This window comes from Methanocellales archaeon, from assembly GCA_028715985.1.
Classification (GTDB): domain Archaea; phylum Halobacteriota; class UBA148; order UBA148; family UBA148; genus UBA148.
The window spans coordinates 1-16,311 of the sequence record JAQUQR010000004.1; the positions used below are offsets into that span (position 1 = coordinate 1).

At 45.4% G+C, this 16,311-nt stretch carries 12 protein-coding genes and 3 tRNA genes; 7 read left to right on the forward strand and 8 right to left on the reverse strand.

Features of this window, described 5'->3' with window-relative positions:
* Window positions 1-2,347 (forward strand): PGF-CTERM sorting domain-containing protein (locus PHI74_04700; protein MDD5485303.1); only part of this gene is annotated, 2,347 nt, incomplete at its 5' end.
* 387 nt (window positions 2,348-2,734) lie between these two features.
* A complete protein-coding gene (locus PHI74_04705) occupies window positions 2,735-5,581 on the forward strand; it encodes a PGF-CTERM sorting domain-containing protein (GenBank protein MDD5485304.1) in 2,847 nt (948 codons plus the stop codon).
* Between the two features lie 339 nt (window positions 5,582-5,920).
* Here the strand turns inward: PHI74_04705 and PHI74_04710 are convergent, their stop codons facing one another.
* On the reverse strand, window positions 5,921-6,274 hold the full coding sequence (locus tag PHI74_04710) for a DUF5611 family protein (protein ID MDD5485305.1): 354 nt from the start codon (window positions 6,272-6,274) through the stop codon (window positions 5,921-5,923).
* Window positions 6,275-6,287: 13 nt separating this feature from the next.
* Here PHI74_04710 and PHI74_04715 point away from each other — a divergent pair.
* Window positions 6,288-6,362, forward strand: a tRNA-Arg gene (locus PHI74_04715).
* Window positions 6,363-7,046: 684 nt separating this feature from the next.
* On the opposite strand, the gene PHI74_04720 is transcribed toward PHI74_04715, so the two are convergent.
* From PHI74_04720 to dph5, 6 genes are read right to left on the reverse strand one after another with little or no spacing between them, the layout of a single operon-like run.
* Window positions 7,047-8,780: a DUF2070 family protein gene (locus tag PHI74_04720; GenBank protein ID MDD5485306.1), complete on the reverse strand. Its 1,734-nt coding sequence runs from the start codon at window positions 8,778-8,780 to the stop codon at window positions 7,047-7,049.
* A gap of 10 nt (window positions 8,781-8,790) precedes the next feature.
* Window positions 8,791-9,459: a TIGR00289 family protein gene (locus tag PHI74_04725; protein ID MDD5485307.1), complete on the reverse strand. Its 669-nt coding sequence runs from the start codon at window positions 9,457-9,459 to the stop codon at window positions 8,791-8,793.
* 22 nt (window positions 9,460-9,481) lie between these two features.
* Window positions 9,482-10,366, reverse strand: a complete 885-nt coding sequence (locus PHI74_04730; protein ID MDD5485308.1) for a carbohydrate kinase family protein — start codon at window positions 10,364-10,366, stop codon at window positions 9,482-9,484.
* On the reverse strand, window positions 10,366-10,704 hold the full coding sequence (locus tag PHI74_04735; protein ID MDD5485309.1) for a DUF555 domain-containing protein: 339 nt from the start codon (window positions 10,702-10,704) through the stop codon (window positions 10,366-10,368). Before PHI74_04735 ends, PHI74_04730 begins: the two co-directional genes overlap by 1 nt.
* Window positions 10,683-12,191 carry an ATP-binding protein gene (locus PHI74_04740; GenBank protein MDD5485310.1) on the reverse strand — a complete coding sequence of 503 codons (1,509 nt, stop codon included), beginning with the start codon at window positions 12,189-12,191 and terminating at the stop codon, window positions 10,683-10,685. Before PHI74_04740 ends, PHI74_04735 begins: the two co-directional genes overlap by 22 nt.
* On the reverse strand, window positions 12,191-12,967 hold the full coding sequence (gene dph5, locus PHI74_04745; GenBank protein MDD5485311.1) for a diphthine synthase: 777 nt from the start codon (window positions 12,965-12,967) through the stop codon (window positions 12,191-12,193). Before dph5 ends, PHI74_04740 begins: the two co-directional genes overlap by 1 nt.
* A gap of 393 nt (window positions 12,968-13,360) precedes the next feature.
* On the opposite strand from dph5, the gene PHI74_04750 reads away from it, so the two are divergent.
* From PHI74_04750 to PHI74_04765, 4 genes are all read left to right on the forward strand, one after another.
* Window positions 13,361-13,801: a hypothetical protein gene (locus PHI74_04750; protein MDD5485312.1), complete on the forward strand. Its 441-nt coding sequence runs from the start codon at window positions 13,361-13,363 to the stop codon at window positions 13,799-13,801.
* 46 nt (window positions 13,802-13,847) lie between these two features.
* Window positions 13,848-14,828: a class I SAM-dependent methyltransferase family protein gene (locus tag PHI74_04755; protein MDD5485313.1), complete on the forward strand. Its 981-nt coding sequence runs from the start codon at window positions 13,848-13,850 to the stop codon at window positions 14,826-14,828.
* 28 nt (window positions 14,829-14,856) lie between these two features.
* Window positions 14,857-14,928: transfer RNA gene (locus PHI74_04760), tRNA-Thr, on the forward strand.
* 393 nt (window positions 14,929-15,321) lie between these two features.
* Window positions 15,322-15,444, forward strand: a tRNA-Leu gene (locus tag PHI74_04765).
* A gap of 152 nt (window positions 15,445-15,596) precedes the next feature.
* Here the strand turns inward: PHI74_04765 and PHI74_04770 are convergent.
* Complete coding sequence (locus PHI74_04770; GenBank protein MDD5485314.1) at window positions 15,597-16,067, reverse strand: hypothetical protein; 471 nt, start codon at window positions 16,065-16,067, stop codon at window positions 15,597-15,599.
* Between the last annotated feature and the right edge of the window lie 244 nt (window positions 16,068-16,311).

Here is a 16,311-nt window from a genome sequence, read left to right on the forward strand (position 1 = left end):
AGGCTACACTGTGGCGATTCAGGTGTATGATGGGGTGAGCCCAATAGGCGCACAGATGACTGCTACAGTACAGAACGGCAAGTTCTCAGCCACCACATTTGACACCGACATCACCGAAAAGAGCTACTCAGTCGAGGCAAAGGTCGTACTTGCCAATAAGGATGTTGTAGCAACAAAGTCTTTCACCATTGCATCAAAGACACTTGCACTGATTGTACCATCAACAGTGGTGGAAGGAAATGAGGTCACAATAACGGGCACTGCGACTGCAAAGCCAACGGTCACGGTTGACCCGGCTAAGGGTACTTTACAAGATGTCTATTATAATCCAACCACCAAAGGCTACAGCGTAAAGTGGAACACGCAGAATGCAACGGTTGGCCTAGAAGCAGCTCCAGGTAACTATGAGATCAAGGCGGTAATAACGGGCACAACCTTAGAGCAAAAGGCAACGATCACGGTTACAGGTGCTACGTTGACCGCATCAGCCCAGGACTCCGTGTTATTGCTGAAGACAGATATCACAGGTGAATCCAATAGGAAAAAGGACACCCCCGTGTTCATAGAAGTCACCTATCCCAATGGTACTGCCAAGTTCAACAATGCCAATGCAACGCTTGTCGAGGATGACGGATCCTACAAGTGGGAGATTCCCGGGGCTTATCTGACCGAAAAAGGCACTTACAAGGTCAAGGCATGGACAGATTTAGGCGACAAATGGTATGCAGAAGCTGCAGCGAGCTTTGATGTTTCAGATCAAGAGATAACCATAACCCTGCCAAGTAAAGTGACGGTGCTCAATGAGTATACGGTTACAGGAACCGCCAATCAAGCGATAGGCACAAACATACTGTTATTCAAAGACACCCCGTCTACAGGTTATGATACTACCCACGCGACGTATATTAACTCAGCAACACTGGATTCATCTAAAGCATACTCCAAGAAGATAACGGCATCAACTACCACAGGGTCCTATAAGATAACTGCAGTACTGGACACTGACAATGATGGAGTATATGATGCAGATGAGGCAAAAGCAAGTGCCAACATTCTGATAGAGGCACCGACACTAACTCTCACGGCCACTCAAGATGCAGCCGGAGCAGAAGATGTCAAGATCTCAGGAACGCTGAACCAAGATGACAAGGTTGGAGCAAAAGTCAACATTAAGATCGATGAGTTGGGACTGAACGTTTGGGCCAATGTGATAGGAAACGAATACACCTACACATGGGATACCTCACGTAATGGGCCTGTCGGAGAAGTTCTCGAAGGAACCTATACCGTGAAAGCGGAATATACCTACGGCACCACCACGATTGAGGTCTCAAGCACTGCAGTACTGACAGAGGCAACGATTTTCATAGAGGCACCAGCGAAAGTGGCTCAGAACGACGCCGTTGATTTCACGGTCAAATCCGGTCTGAAGAATGCCCAAGGGACCGTCAGACTTTCCATAGCTAACATCATTCGTACCGTTCCAGGTGGCTTTGACACCGGAACCATGAGAACCACTGATCTGACCTATGAGCTCTCAGCGATGGCTGAATGGGATGACGATAAAGAGCTCATAACGCCAGTTATACCAGGCATTCTGACCATCAAGGTAACATCTACCTCGCCTACAACTGCGACAGCAGAAACGACTGTCATCGTTGAGGCAGCAAAACTAACCGTCGACCCAGTATCGGCGACCAAGGTTGGTAATGACTTAGTCATCACCGGAACATGCAACAGAGAGGACGGCACACAGCTAGAGATCGAGCTGAAGGGCTTGGGCTTAACGCGTACAGTTACGGCCGGTACTGCGGATGGAATGTACACAGCCACCTTTAACACGGTTGGACTACTTGCAGGCGACTACACGTTGAAGGTAACTGACAAGATGCTGGAAAACGCTGACGCACCAGTTGCAATGCAACCTATCACCACTCGAATGGCAGCCTCTGATGACGTCGTTGCGACCACAACGGTGAAACTCACCTCAGAAGCAGTAGCAACCCCAACACCTGCGCCAACGCCAACCCCATCACCTACATTCGCACCAACCCCAGCACCAACCCCAGCACCAACACCAGCACCAACACCAGCACCCACACCCGCACCAACCCCAGCACCAACACCTGCACCAACACCAGCACCAACACCCGCACCAACCCCAGCACCAACACTGCCACCCAGACCAGCACCCACACCCGCACCCACACCGAAACCAACACCCGCACCCGCACCAGCAGCACCAACACCCACACCAACACCAGAACCAGTACCTGGATTTGAGGCAGCCTTCGCAATCGTTGGACTCCTGGCGGTAGCATATCTGGTTCTAAAGCGAAAAGAGTGAACTAAATGAAGGGAGCAATCCCTTCTACCCTTTTTTATTTCTATTAGTGTAGTGTTAACTTTAATATCCTTAAACTAGGCTACAACCCTTTTTTGTATACCTTAAATGACCAACAAGAGTTATATACCTTAAATGACCAACAAGAGTTATATAAAAATAAAAAGTAGTACCACTCTAGAACCTTCACTGAATCAAATCGAATTTTTCATGAGTAATTGGGCTGCTAGAGCTTATGCCCCACAATCGCAATTGCGCTCCCAATATATCTACTTGAGATGCTCCCAATATATCTACTTGAGATTTTATCATGATAAAAAGTTATATATACTGTTTAATACTTTATAAAATTCGGTATTTTTGGAATAGAAATGGAGGTTGAAGAGGATAATGCAGAATAAAATTACAGCTATGCTTTTGGTGGCACTGATGGTACTATCGATGTTCGCCGCATTTGTGACGCCGACAGCAGCAGCTGTAGGGGATAACCCGCCGACAGTTACACGTATAAAATTAGGAAAGGCCGTCTCCCATGGGGGGGCAGTGTTTATCGGAGAGAACATAAGCATCGTATTTGCTGACGTTGCAGCGACTGTCAGCATGAAGATAGAAGGCTCTTTCACAAACACTAAGTGTGAAGATTACGAACTTTATCCCTCGGTCTTTTTGACGCCTGCTGGCAACTTTACGGTATGGAAAACAAGAACAGAAAGTAAAGGTTACTACCTCATACAAGATACTAATACGGATGGACTCACTGAAGATATGGCAGTATTTCTATCTCCACCAACTCTGACAGTGCAGGTGAACGACAGAACCACTATGGAACAGGACGTCGACACAGTGTTTAGGGGGGATACGGTATGCTTCAGCGGGACTTCTAACTTGGAAGGCTACAACGTAACCGTGCAATTGTATGACGGTACAAGCCCGATACAGTCTCCTCTAACTGCAACAATTACCGGTGGCACGTTCTCATGTTTAATGTTTAACTCAGATATCGAGGAAAAGAGCTATACAATCGAGGCAAAGGTCGTACTTGATAACGCGGATGTCAAAGCTACAGATACATTCACCATCACATCAGGATCACTCACGATGAGCGTACCAACCACAGTGGTAGAAGGAAATTACGTCATGGTCACAGGCACTGCGTCTGCAGCGCCAACGGTCACGGTTAATCCAGCCAAAGGCACTCTCACCGAGCAACAGTATAGTCTCGATACAAAAGGCTACAGCGTAAAGTGGAGCACTCAGCATGCAACGGTTGGCCAAGAAGCAGCACCAGGTGCCTATGAGGTCAAGGCGGTGATAGCAGGTACAGAATTAGAGCAAAAGGCAACTATTGAGGTTGTACAAGCTACGTTGAACGCATCAGCCCAGAACACCGTATTAATGCTGAAGACAGACATAACGGGTGCGTCAAACAGGCAGAAGGACACCCCTGTGTTCATAGAAGTCACCTATCCAAATGGTACTGCCAAGTTCAACAATACCCATGCCACACTTGTAAAGGCAGATGGATTCTACAAGTGGGAGATTCCCGGGGCTTATCTGACCGAAAAAGGCACTTACAAGGTCAAGGCATGGACAGATTTAGGCGACAAATGGTATGCAGAAGCTGCAGCGAGCTTTGATGTTTCAGATCAAGAGATAACCATAACCCTGCCAAGTAAAGTGACGGTGCTCAATGAGTATACGGTTACAGGAACCGCCAATCAAGCGATAGGCACAAACATACTGTTATTCAAAGACACCCCGTCTACAGGTTATGATACTACCCACGCGACGTATATTAACTCAGCAACACTGGATTCATCTAAAGCATACTCCAAGAAGATAACGGCATCAACTACCACAGGGTCCTATAAGATAACTGCAGTACTGGACACTGACAATGATGGAGTATATGATGCAGATGAGGCAAAAGCAAGTGCCAACATTCTGATAGAGGCACCGACACTAACTCTCACGGCCACTCAAGATGCAGCCGGAGCAGAAGATGTCAAGATCTCAGGAACGCTGAACCAAGATGACAAGGTTGGAGCAAAAGTCAACATTAAGATCGATGAGTTGGGACTGAACGTTTGGGCCAATGTGATAGGAAACGAATACACCTACACATGGGATACCTCACGTAATGGGCCTGTCGGAGAAGTTCTCGAAGGAACCTATACCGTGAAAGCGGAATATACCTACGGCACCACCACGATTGAGGTCTCAAGCACTGCAGTACTGACAGAGGCAACGATTTTCATAGAGGCACCAGCGAAAGTGGCTCAGAACGACGCCGTTGATTTCACGGTCAAATCCGGTCTGAAGAATGCCCAAGGGACCGTCAGACTTTCCATAGCTAACATCATTCGTACCGTTCCAGGTGGCTTTGACACCGGAACCATGAGAACCACTGATCTGACCTATGAGCTCTCAGCGATGGCTGAATGGGATGACGATAAAGAGCTCATAACGCCAGTTATACCAGGCATTCTGACCATCAAGGTAACATCTACCTCGCCTACAACTGCGACAGCAGAAACGACTGTCATCGTTGAGGCAGCAAAACTAACCGTCGACCCAGTATCGGCGACCAAGGTTGGTAATGACTTAGTCATCACCGGAACATGCAACAGAGAGGACGGCACACAGCTAGAGATCGAGCTGAAGGGCTTGGGCTTAACGCGTACAGTTACGGCCGGTACTGCGGATGGAATGTACACAGCCACCTTTAACACGGTTGGACTACTTGCAGGCGACTACACGTTGAAGGTAACTGACAAGATGCTGGAAAACGCTGACGCACCAGTTGCAATGCAACCTATCACCACTCGAATGGCAGCCTCTGATGACGTCGTTGCGACCACAACGGTGAAACTCACCTCAGAAGCAGTAGCAACCCCAACACCTGCGCCAACGCCAACCCCATCACCTACATTCGCACCAACCCCAGCACCAACCCCAGCACCAACACCAGCACCAACACCAGCACCCACACCCGCACCAACCCCAGCACCAACACCTGCACCAACACCAGCACCAACACCCGCACCAACCCCAGCACCAACACTGCCACCCAGACCAGCACCCACACCCGCACCCACACCGAAACCAACACCCGCACCCGCACCAGCAGCACCAACACCCACACCAACACCAGAACCAGTACCTGGATTTGAGGCAGCCTTCGCAATCGTTGGACTCCTGGCGGTAGCATATCTGGTTCTAAAGCGAAAAGAGTGAACTAAATGAAGGGAGCAATCCCTTCTACCCTTTTTTATTTCTATTAGTGTAGTGTTAACTTTAATATCCTTAAACTAGGCTACAACCCTTTTTTGTATACCTTAAATGACCAACAAGAGTTATATACCTTAAATGACCAACAAGAGTTATATAAAAATAAAAAGTAGTACCACTCTAGAACCTTCACTGAATCAAATCGAATTTTTCATGAGTAATTGGGCTGCTAGAGCTTATGCCCCACAATCGCAATTGCGCTCCCAATATATCTACTTGAGATTTTATCATGAAAGTTCAAGACATTGTTACCAATGGGATCATGTGATGGAAGTGATACTTCAGCTATTCTAAACCTTTTTTAGCCATGTCCCTGCGTTGCTTAGCTGTGTACCCGGTCGCTTTTAACAAGAAATCACGAAAACGCTTGTTAGTATCCAGGATCGTTGCCTCATCTGCGCCTAAATCAGACTTGGTATCGATGAATAGCTTCTTACTTACCCATACGGTCATCTGTTTCATCGCACCGTAACTCAACGTGTATTTGTCGTCTACCTCGGTGATCCTAGTCTGAAAACAATCTTTTAGAACTATGAGTATTCGATCTTTATCTGGCTTGAAGCTTTTTTTAAAGGTGTATTCTTGGATTATTTCACCCCAAATCTTTTTTATGTATAGATGTCTTTTTACATGACTCATATATTTTATGTATGGGCCCGTGGCTTAGTCCGGATATAGCACCGGCCTTCTAAGTCGGTGGTCGGGGGTTCAAATCCCCCCGGGTCCGTGAGAGCGACTGAGATTCTGACATAAAATCGGCTATAAAATAAAAAGGTGTGCTATCCCAAAATATATTGCTGACCATCTTCATGTTCATCGCAGGCGCTTTGTCGAAGAAGTACAATTTCTAATCACAAATTCTGTTCACCTAGCACTCTAAGATATTCAACCATCAGTGATCTTTATTGTCGGCTTCAAAATAGGGCAAAGACAGCCAGATTTTGATTATTCATTCATATGGTATGGAGTCGCCGCGCTCATTGCAAAATTAACTCTTGCGACCCTCTCCGTAGTTGGTTTACATAACAATTTATGGTATTTACGACTTTTTGGATGAAAAAAAAAAAAAAAAACGAAAAATGAGCATATCCCTTGATTGATTGCTGATGCAGTCGCAGGTTTGAGATATTCGAGAATTTCGATGTGAAATATCCTATTTATTGTATCTGAATCGTCTTCTCTTTGCTTTCATCCTAACGATACTATTTGAAGGGGTCGATAAACATAAACACGTTCATGGGTTCCAGTGGCACTCAAGAACAGTGAAATAAGTGAGAAGCATCCACGGTCTCAAACCTTGGAACTTATGCTGGAGCAAATTTTCTCTGGAACTCGAATGTTTCAATGGGATCGACCTTATAGAGCATGTGGTACTAATTAACGAAAGGAATTTAAACCATCCGTTGACCCTTCATATCCTAAGATTCCGCGCAAACACAAATATCGCCAGTGCAAGAGCAGCAACTATGATCGATATCGCTAGTCCTCCTCCCATGGATATGATGGCGTTGACCGTGCTTGCGAGTTGCGCCGTCCGGTATGATCCAAATACTAGGACATCTTCAGCGAATTCGGTGGTCATTCCTGCTTGCACAGGCTCAAGGTCCTCTATTGCCTCCTCGGTCATTTCTCTGATCGTTTGGATCAACCCAGCGTGATCGATTTTGGCTCCAATGAAATTGTTTCCACCAAAGTTCACCGAATGCGTGTCAGTGGTCATCACTTCTGCCTCATCGACTGGTAGCACTTTGATGATGGCATCCCTCAAGCCAGGTACCATGTTATTGCCATCGATTAATATGTAGGCACTTTTTTGACCAAGCACTTCAACGACTGCAACCCTAATTCCGAGGGCACCTACCCCTTTGTCTGGTGAGTAAATACCACTCCTTTTAGAAACCCCTAACTTAATTCTTCCATTTTTATTTTCCAGTAACCTTTCTGTAGCCTCTGAAGAGGCCTTGATGATGTCATAGGAGGTGTGACTTCCAGGCGTTATCACTTTTGCATAAGGTTCAGTGCAGTTGTGTGCGTCTATGAGCGCAGCGTACTTGGCACCTTTGACCCTTGTCTCTGCCATAGCTGTCAATCCCACTGCAAACTCTATGTCCTCAGTAGGCGCCGGGCATTGGGAGGATGTGAGCAATATGGAATCTCCGAATCGCTGACCCAAAATTGTGGTAGTGCCTTTTTTTACCCTGACAGACTTGGATCCCAAGTCAGTATATGCCACATTTTTCAACGCCTTTTTTGCGGCAGACACTACCTTAGGTATCTCGTCGGCTGACACCAAATTGAAATCGTGATATGCAGGACCATGGGGTACAAAGACCATGCTATCAAAGTTTTCTGTTATCATGGCTGGTAAATTACCCCCCCCGATCTCCCCCATCAATCCAGGATGGATATTAGGAATCACAAATGTTGCCTTGTCCTTGTCATCTCTCTTAAAGTTTAGAACCGTGACAGGCGCATCCACGTATTCCCCCATTTCCCTGAAAAAGTCTTCTATACCGGAGGATCCATCGGCCGTATGGGTGATAAAACCCCTGATAAAATCAAGACCACTCACTCCAAATGCTTTCTTCATCGGTGCATCGATGTATCTTGCAAATAAGTAGAATGCGAGGACAAATATTATGCATCCAAAAATTAAGTTTGTATAGTGGGCCCCACTATGAGTGTATAATGAAAGAAAGACGCCCCCAAAAAGCGTTTGGAGTGACGCAGGGATCATCATTTTCCATACGCTATTGCTTGATATCAACAGAAGTATGACCGTTCTAATTGCAAAAACGACGCCCAGTGCCATTATGTACCCTTCAAGTGTTGCTGAAAAAAGTGCTCCTGTTATACAGAAAATTCCAATGATGATGGTGCCTATGAGGGAGAGCAACGATGATCTGTTAAGCGTCATGTTCCCGCCAAATGTCCTGGTTAGTGGCGAGGAGGTCAATGCAGAGATTGTTGCTGGCATGCCTATCAAAAGTAGGCCAGCTCTGATATCAGACCACCCCCCATAGTCGAAGCTTATGCCTATTATGGGGGAGAAGAGCAGCAGAAAAAGAATGGAATATGTCCATTGCGGCGCTTTAAATAGATATTTGGAAAGTTCAGAAACCCGATTGTCCACTCCCTTTTTCATGGGGATCACATCACTTGTCTACCAGCCTTGTCTCTAAAATCTCAAGAGTTCCGTGATCACCATACCACTTTTTTTTGGTTGTGACCAACTCGATTTTTTTGGAGAAGAACGGGGCATCCGTCACCAATGTCTCATATTCACCGCCCTCTCCACAGATATGTACGCCATACCTCTGGTTTAAAATCTTTAAGTCCTCTATCGTTTTTTCATCCATCTTTCTACCCAACCAGCTTTCATTTAAACCTAAGGCAGCCACATGCGTTATAAGGATATCCAAAGATTTTATCATCTCTCTGAGTAGCACCTCTGGATCCTGATGCCATAGTGGGGCATATACCTCGAGACCCATTCGATTACAGATTCGCTCTACGCGCGATGCCTGATATTCGGACTCTATCGCCCCTAAAACGACGCCCTCCACATCTACTTTATATAGCGCTCTTTCCAGATCTCCCAACTCACACTCTTTCTCACCAGGCGATTCTTCGATGAGGAGAGGAATTCCGCTTAATCTGGAGAACAACTCTGTCAGATGAATATTTGGCGTGTGGTACATATATGAGCTTGGATTTTTGGATTTTATAGTGATGAGATCGGTTATCTCATGCCCTTCTTGGAGTGCCTTGTACATGGCAAAGGCAGAATCCTTTCCCCCTGAAATGAGCGCTGCTAGTTTCATATCGTCTCATTTTCATATCATATCATATCGTCTCATGAAAAAATCGTTCGTATCTCTCTTTCATCCGATCCCAATTTGGCAGGTTGGTCTGGCCTCCCCTCTTTTCCACAACAAAGGATGCAACTGTGGCTCCAATTTTCCCACAGGCCTCTAGGTCGTGACCTTTCACAAATCCAATTAGAAATCCGGCCCGATACCCATCGCCAGCGCCGGTTGGATCTACCGAACCCACTTGAACGGGGGGGATTTCGATTTGTTCACTTCCATATATCTGGCTGCCATCCACTCCGTAGGTAACCACCACCGTCCCCACTTCATCCAGGATATCTGGGAATGATCTGGCGGTCATGGTGCATAGTCGTTGAATCTCATGTCTGTTTGCAAATAATATATCTGTATTACTGAGTATTGAGCCCAAATCCTCCGCAGAGTATTTTATCAGATCCTGTCCGGGATCAAATGAAACGAATTCCGCAGTCTTAGCCATTTTTACGTTGAATATGGGGTGAGCAGTAGCTATGTGAACGATCTCTGCTTTAGGGGCCTCCAATTCCGGAAAGCGGTAAGATGCCCCCCAATAAAAATAAGTGATCTGATTTTGCTTTTCGTCATTGAATATATAACACCTCGCCATTTTTTCTCCTTCAAATTTGACCAGATGGTCCAATCTAACGCCTAAACTTTCCAGATGGCTTTCGTAGCCGGAATGGCTGAAATCCATGCCTACAGGGGATGTGAGCTCGCATTCCCCGCCCAAACTTACGAGGGCTGCAGCGATATTAGCTGCACCGCCGCCATAACATCTTTCATAGTCACTAATATAAGTGGACGAATTCATTTCTGGAAAGCCCGGGATGCTGAAGATGTAATCCAGGGCCACATGCCCAACGACTGAAATTTTTTGCATCAGACCACTTCGCTGACGTCGATTACCTGTAGTGGGACATTTTTCAATGCCTTTCCTATCACCGTTTTTGCTATGCGGGATGCGTGTTCATCACTTTCAGCATTAAAAATCTTGATCCCCAATGTTAATCCCACCAGGGCCGTATTTGCGGATTGGAACACGCTATCCAGCTCCTCTTCACATGCCGGACACGTCGTCGATCCGACCTCTATGTCCACATAATCCAATTTCGGGTTCAGTCTTTTTCCAGCTTCCGAAACAGCTATGCTCATCGCATCATTTACACTCTCAACGTCTCGAACCAGCCATGCAGCCTCTAACGTGACATAATAGTCCATCTTTTACCTCTATTGTTATCCTCTTTGGTTACGATTGGGGTCGATTTTCCCCCATGCTTGCTTTTTCGAGTTCGGATATCCACGAGAATAGGGTGCTCAATGTCATTGCTGACCAACAATGCCACTCCAGGTTGAAGCCTCTTTATATCCTCCTCCATACCGGAATAAAATCCCTCCAGACCTTTGCTGATAGCCTTTAGATCATTGGGATTAGTCACCTTGAGGATTATCTGTGTATTGCACTGTGATAAAACGCTCTTGTCGATGAGTGCTGGTCGCTGTGATACGACCATGATGCCCAAGCCAAATTTTCTTCCTTCTGCTGCTATGGTCCGAAGAATGTTGCTAGACACGCTTTTCTCGAGCCCTTTCTCCGGGCAGAAATTATGTGCTTCCTCTACTACAAGCATGGCTGGCGGTATCTTCCCCCTTTTTCTTGCTTGGAACAAATCATTACAGAGACGTGCGACGATTATGCCTTGTAGTTCTTGCGTTACACCCCCCATGTCTATGATTGATGCCCTCCCCCTTTGAATCAGTTCCTCTATTGTTGTTGGGCTGGAAGATAGTATGCCGGTTTCACGTAGAGACTCCAATGCATTGATAACGTTCCATTTAGCCCTGCTCTCCTCCTCTTTACAGAAACTTATGATATCGTCTATCGTGTACAATTCTATTTCTTCTTTTACCCTGTTGATGGCTTGGTGTAGAATCCCCATTTGTATGTTAGAACTGATAGTGGTCATTTGGGCCAAGGAATTGGCGCTGAGATTGATCTCATCCAAGCGGAACACCTTGTCAGCATTTTTATTTAATGTCAAATTCGCGGGCGTATATACGACAATTTGTGATCTATAGTTTTTAGGAGTGACGCCAAATCTTTCCGCGCCTTGCAAATCTGTGTTCTCATACTTCAAAGAGACATATTCTCCATGGGGGTCGATTATCAGAAGCGGAACATCCTGCTCCATTAACTCCTCGATTATGACGCCCGCAGTGTATGATTTCCCGCTGCCAGTTCTTGCCAAAATGGAGCAGTGCTTTTGTACCAGTTTATTCACATCCAAGTGTACTGGCACATCCTGTCCCTGTAGCAATCCGAGGTAAATGCCCTCATGAGCGAGACCAAGCGTGCTCTGTATCAACTCCCTATCTGCCTCATATACTCTGTCGCCCGGGGAGAAAGGAGTCTTTGGTGTCATGAGCATCCCTTGGGCATTCCTAGATCCTATTACGTTTGCCTTTGCGACTATCTTCTCATCTGAGCTTCTCACTCGCGTACCATCTGCGGCACTGATGGCTGCATCAAGGGAATAGGTCTCGCTGGATCTGGTGACGGAGATGACTTGCGCCAGCACCCAGCCATTTGATTCATGCCATACCTTCACATAACCTGTTTGACTGATAACTTGACCCTCTGCAACGGCAAATTTGAAACCAAGCGATCCGGTTTCTCCGAATATGACTCCGATTGGACCTCTAGGCATTACGATACCTCCTCTATTATCTCCGAAGGTGCTCCAGCAAGCTTTATGAGAGCCTCCGCCTCTAAAAAGTGCAACTTTCCTGGAAAGACTATGCTCTGAAGGGATGATCCAAAGTCATATTTCTGCAGTTGATCTACATAATCCGCTTTCACCACAGGGTCTTCTGAGCCAGCACGTGATATCCCGACCGCTATCCCGTTTATAACCTTTTCTTTCCTCACCCTCTCGACACTAAATAGGAGTTCGATCGCCTGATTTATCGTCATGTACTTTTCCTTTATGTCCATGAATAGTAATGTATGTAGGTTATGTTCCTTGTTGACTTTAATTGTATCGTAGGGGGCTTCTGATATTTGTTTTTTGTAGGGAAAGGCAACCGTGGCCGACTTGCCAAATCTGTAGTTCTGCAGTCCTGTCAGTCCGCACACAGCAGAGTATATCGAGGGTCCATGAATTATTCGGGTCCTGATGCCTTTATCTATGGCCCTGAGCCTGAGATCCACGTGTGTTGTTGCAATCATGGAATCGCCGCTCGATAGGAAGACCACATTTTGGTCTTTCGCACAGGCCAGGATTTGATCTGCCTGTTCGACATCCTCTCTGTCGACCACAACTATCCTCTTCCCATACAACTGCTCCATGGCTCCGATTGTAGTTCCTGTGAGGGCAGAGGTATAGAATTCAGCAAAAACGATGTCCGCATCTGTTATCGCCTCAAGGCCCTTCAGCGTTATGTCCTTTTCGTCGTATAATCCCAAACCTACAAATGTAAGCATTTCATCCCTTCACCACATTTGTGAATATAGGCGTCAGATACCTTGGTTTTCGTATGATATTAACTCTATTGGCTTATTAGTAATTAAACTATGTAAATAGGTGTGTTTAGGATAAACAGGGCTACCCCTCTACTTCTTATGGAAAAACAATCTATCAGTTCACAAAGCTATTCACAACTATTCACAACTTGTGGTCATGTGAATACTAAAATAAGGTATAATATACCTGTTTAATGCTTAAAAGGAGTATTTTAAGGCCATAATCGCTTTTTAATTTGTTAGAACCTCTATTTCAGCTGAAAAGTATATATAGATGGCCCATATTACTATTCACATGCTGTTCACAAAACAGTTTCACATCTCTAGAGGGGATGGGTCACCAAAGAGGGGTGCATGAAGAAGATAAATCTTGAAATCGTTGATGGCGATATGAAAACCACCGTCACCTTTGAGGGAGATCTCGGTAAAAAAAGAGTGCTTCAGCTTATTGAGGCTCTGGATTTCCAACCCACATCCACCGAGACTTCTTCACGCACCCCCCCTGATTCCTTGGACTTGAAGATAGCTGATGAGAAGTTGACGGTCAAGGAAAGACTGAGGTTCTTTCTAAGGTACGAATATCCAAAGATTTGGTTCACATCTATAGAGGTGCGAGAGCATTATGGGCGCGTCTTTGGAAAGATACCCTTGAGCACCGTTTCCACCTATTTGGCGAGAATGTACAGAGAAGGCATTCTAGAGCGCCGGGGCAACCGAGTTCAACGGGAATACCGATTTATCCATGAGGGGCCAACTGACCAAACAGTGGCCCAAAATATGGCACTGCATCTCTAGCTTTACTTTATTATTCATCAGGGACATCTATTCTTGAGGCCATATCGTGAGATCTTCATGTGTTAAGGTTCCAAAGTCAAATAGCGAGACCTTTCGTAAAAAACTGATCAAAATTGGCGCTGTGGATACTTCTCTGAAGATCAAGTCAGATGACAGATTTTTGTATATTCCCATAGTGAATGAATCACTTGCGCCGGCCGGAGCGGATGTAACCCTTGAGCAATTTGATGCCGTCCAAAAACCAAAGTCAATCGAGGAAATTCTTGGCTTTTCACCTTCCTATGAGATCATCGGCGATATAGCGATTCTCCAGGAAGGAAGCATTGACGTTGGCGAAGCAATTCTGAAGGTACATAAGAACGTGAAAACGGTTCTAGTTGCCCTTTCGCCAGTGGAAGGTGAATTTCGTGTACGGCGTTACAGGGTGCTCGCGGGTGAAAATCGAACCGAGACTGTTTATAGGGAGTATGGTTGTATATACGCATTGGATCTTCAGCGCGTGTACTTCAGCCCCCGTCTTGCCACAGAACGCGCCAGGGTCGCTGCTCTGGTTGGACCAAAAGAAACTGTCATAGACATGTTTGCAGGTGTTGGCCCCTTCTCCGTTTTAATCGCCAAGCGCGCCAAGCACGTAGTTTCGATCGACAAGAATCCAGATGCCATCCTGTTTCTGAGCAAGAACGTGGCTCTTAATTCTATAACTAACATTAGGGTCATCAGAGATGATGTGCATGAAGTCTCCTCTCACCTAAAAGGTCAAGGGGATAGGATCATCATGAACCTGCCCCATAATGCACGAGAGTACCTAGATGATGCGCTGGTCATGGCAAAACCCACGGCTACGGTCCATTATTATGATATCCAACCAGAGAATTCATTTGAGGAAGCCCTTGAAACGATCAGGGAAGCTACAACACGTAACGGTCGCAAGATCAACGTATTGGGCATAAAAAAGGTAAGGTCCTATGCCCCTAAAAGTTATAATATCTGCGTTGATTTTCAGGTGATGCAGGATCAAAATTCTTAAGTTGACGGGATACTTATCTTACAACCCAGCCGTCGTGGCTTAGTGGTAGAGCGGCCGCCTCGTAAGCGGCAGGTCGAGGGTTCAATCCCCTCCGACGGCTTATGCAAACAGATTCAAACATCGAAAGAGACCGAGCCCTCACCGATAGAATCAGAGAACGGCTTTTGCGTTTCAAAACCACTAATGAAAATGAGCCAAGACTAAAGAAGACATTCTGAACATGCTTGACGAATTAGATAGTAGGATTCACACGAACACGACGAAACAGACCCTAATGCGCCCTCTCACCTCGGTTTGGGATCAAGCGTCGTAGTGCCTATCGAAAATGGCTCTCTATCGCTGGGGACGTGGCAGGGCATCTTTTTGGTAGGAATTGGACGGTCCGAGAAAAAGGACCGTTAATATCAATATATGCAGTCAGAATTATGGGGGAAGGCTAACGTTCAAATAAAGAAAAATATTCAAATAAGTAAAGAATCATCTATATAAACAAGCGGGGGTCGCCAAGTCTGGTCAAACGAACTTTTGGCTGAGCTTGACCAAAAGTGGGACCATAGGCGGTAGGCTCAAGATCTACTCTCATAGGAGTTCGCGGGTTCAAATCCCTCCCCCCGCATCAAACTTGAGCGTTATAAGAGCAATGCCAAGAGGATTCTAAGATATATGCCTATGCCGATTAAGACGCCATGCTTGACATGCCCACTTTTGAAATTTGATAAGAAATTGATTTTCAATTCCAAGGTTGTAGTTAATTTCCATCTTGAAAGTCTATTTCAGCTTATTTAGTCTCTGAAAGTGGTCAAGAATTCTCGGATCGCTTCTAGGGTCTATGCCTTCAAAAAAATTGGGAGTAGGGTAACCTTTTTTCAGCGTTATTGTATTGTCAGTTATAACAAAAGTTTCTATAACTGTTCCCCCATAGGACATAGATGAAATCGGAGTCCAGAAGGCTCCATTATAAATCTGTTGGTTACCTAATTTAATTACAAAAGGCTCCCCATAAGTTACATTTACAACTTTTAATGCCTGTATTTTCTTAACCCCTTCTTCAGTCAGTTTGATTTCGTGGCTATTCTTGTCATACCACACAATTTCCTCATCAGATATCACCAACTCATCATTCTTTAAAAGATAAATTCCAAAAGTTGAGCCTCTCAGTTGGCTAGTATAATAATAGAATATTCCCACAACTAAAACAACTGCAACTACTAGAAGGACTAATGCGGTTCTTTTTTGCACAATATATCTCTGTTGAATATAATCTTATATTTTTGCTCTTTTTGAAGCCATTTAGGTACAGAAATTTTAGATGAATGCAAGCTTTTGCTGGGATGCTTGACGAACTTATAAGGGCACAACTTTAAACAAAAATAGTGATAATTATGGTACTTTGTGCCCATATACTATACCAAAGAAATTTATACGGGCACTTCTTTTAATAAAATCCGATGACTTTATATATTCTTGTGCCCATACAACATGC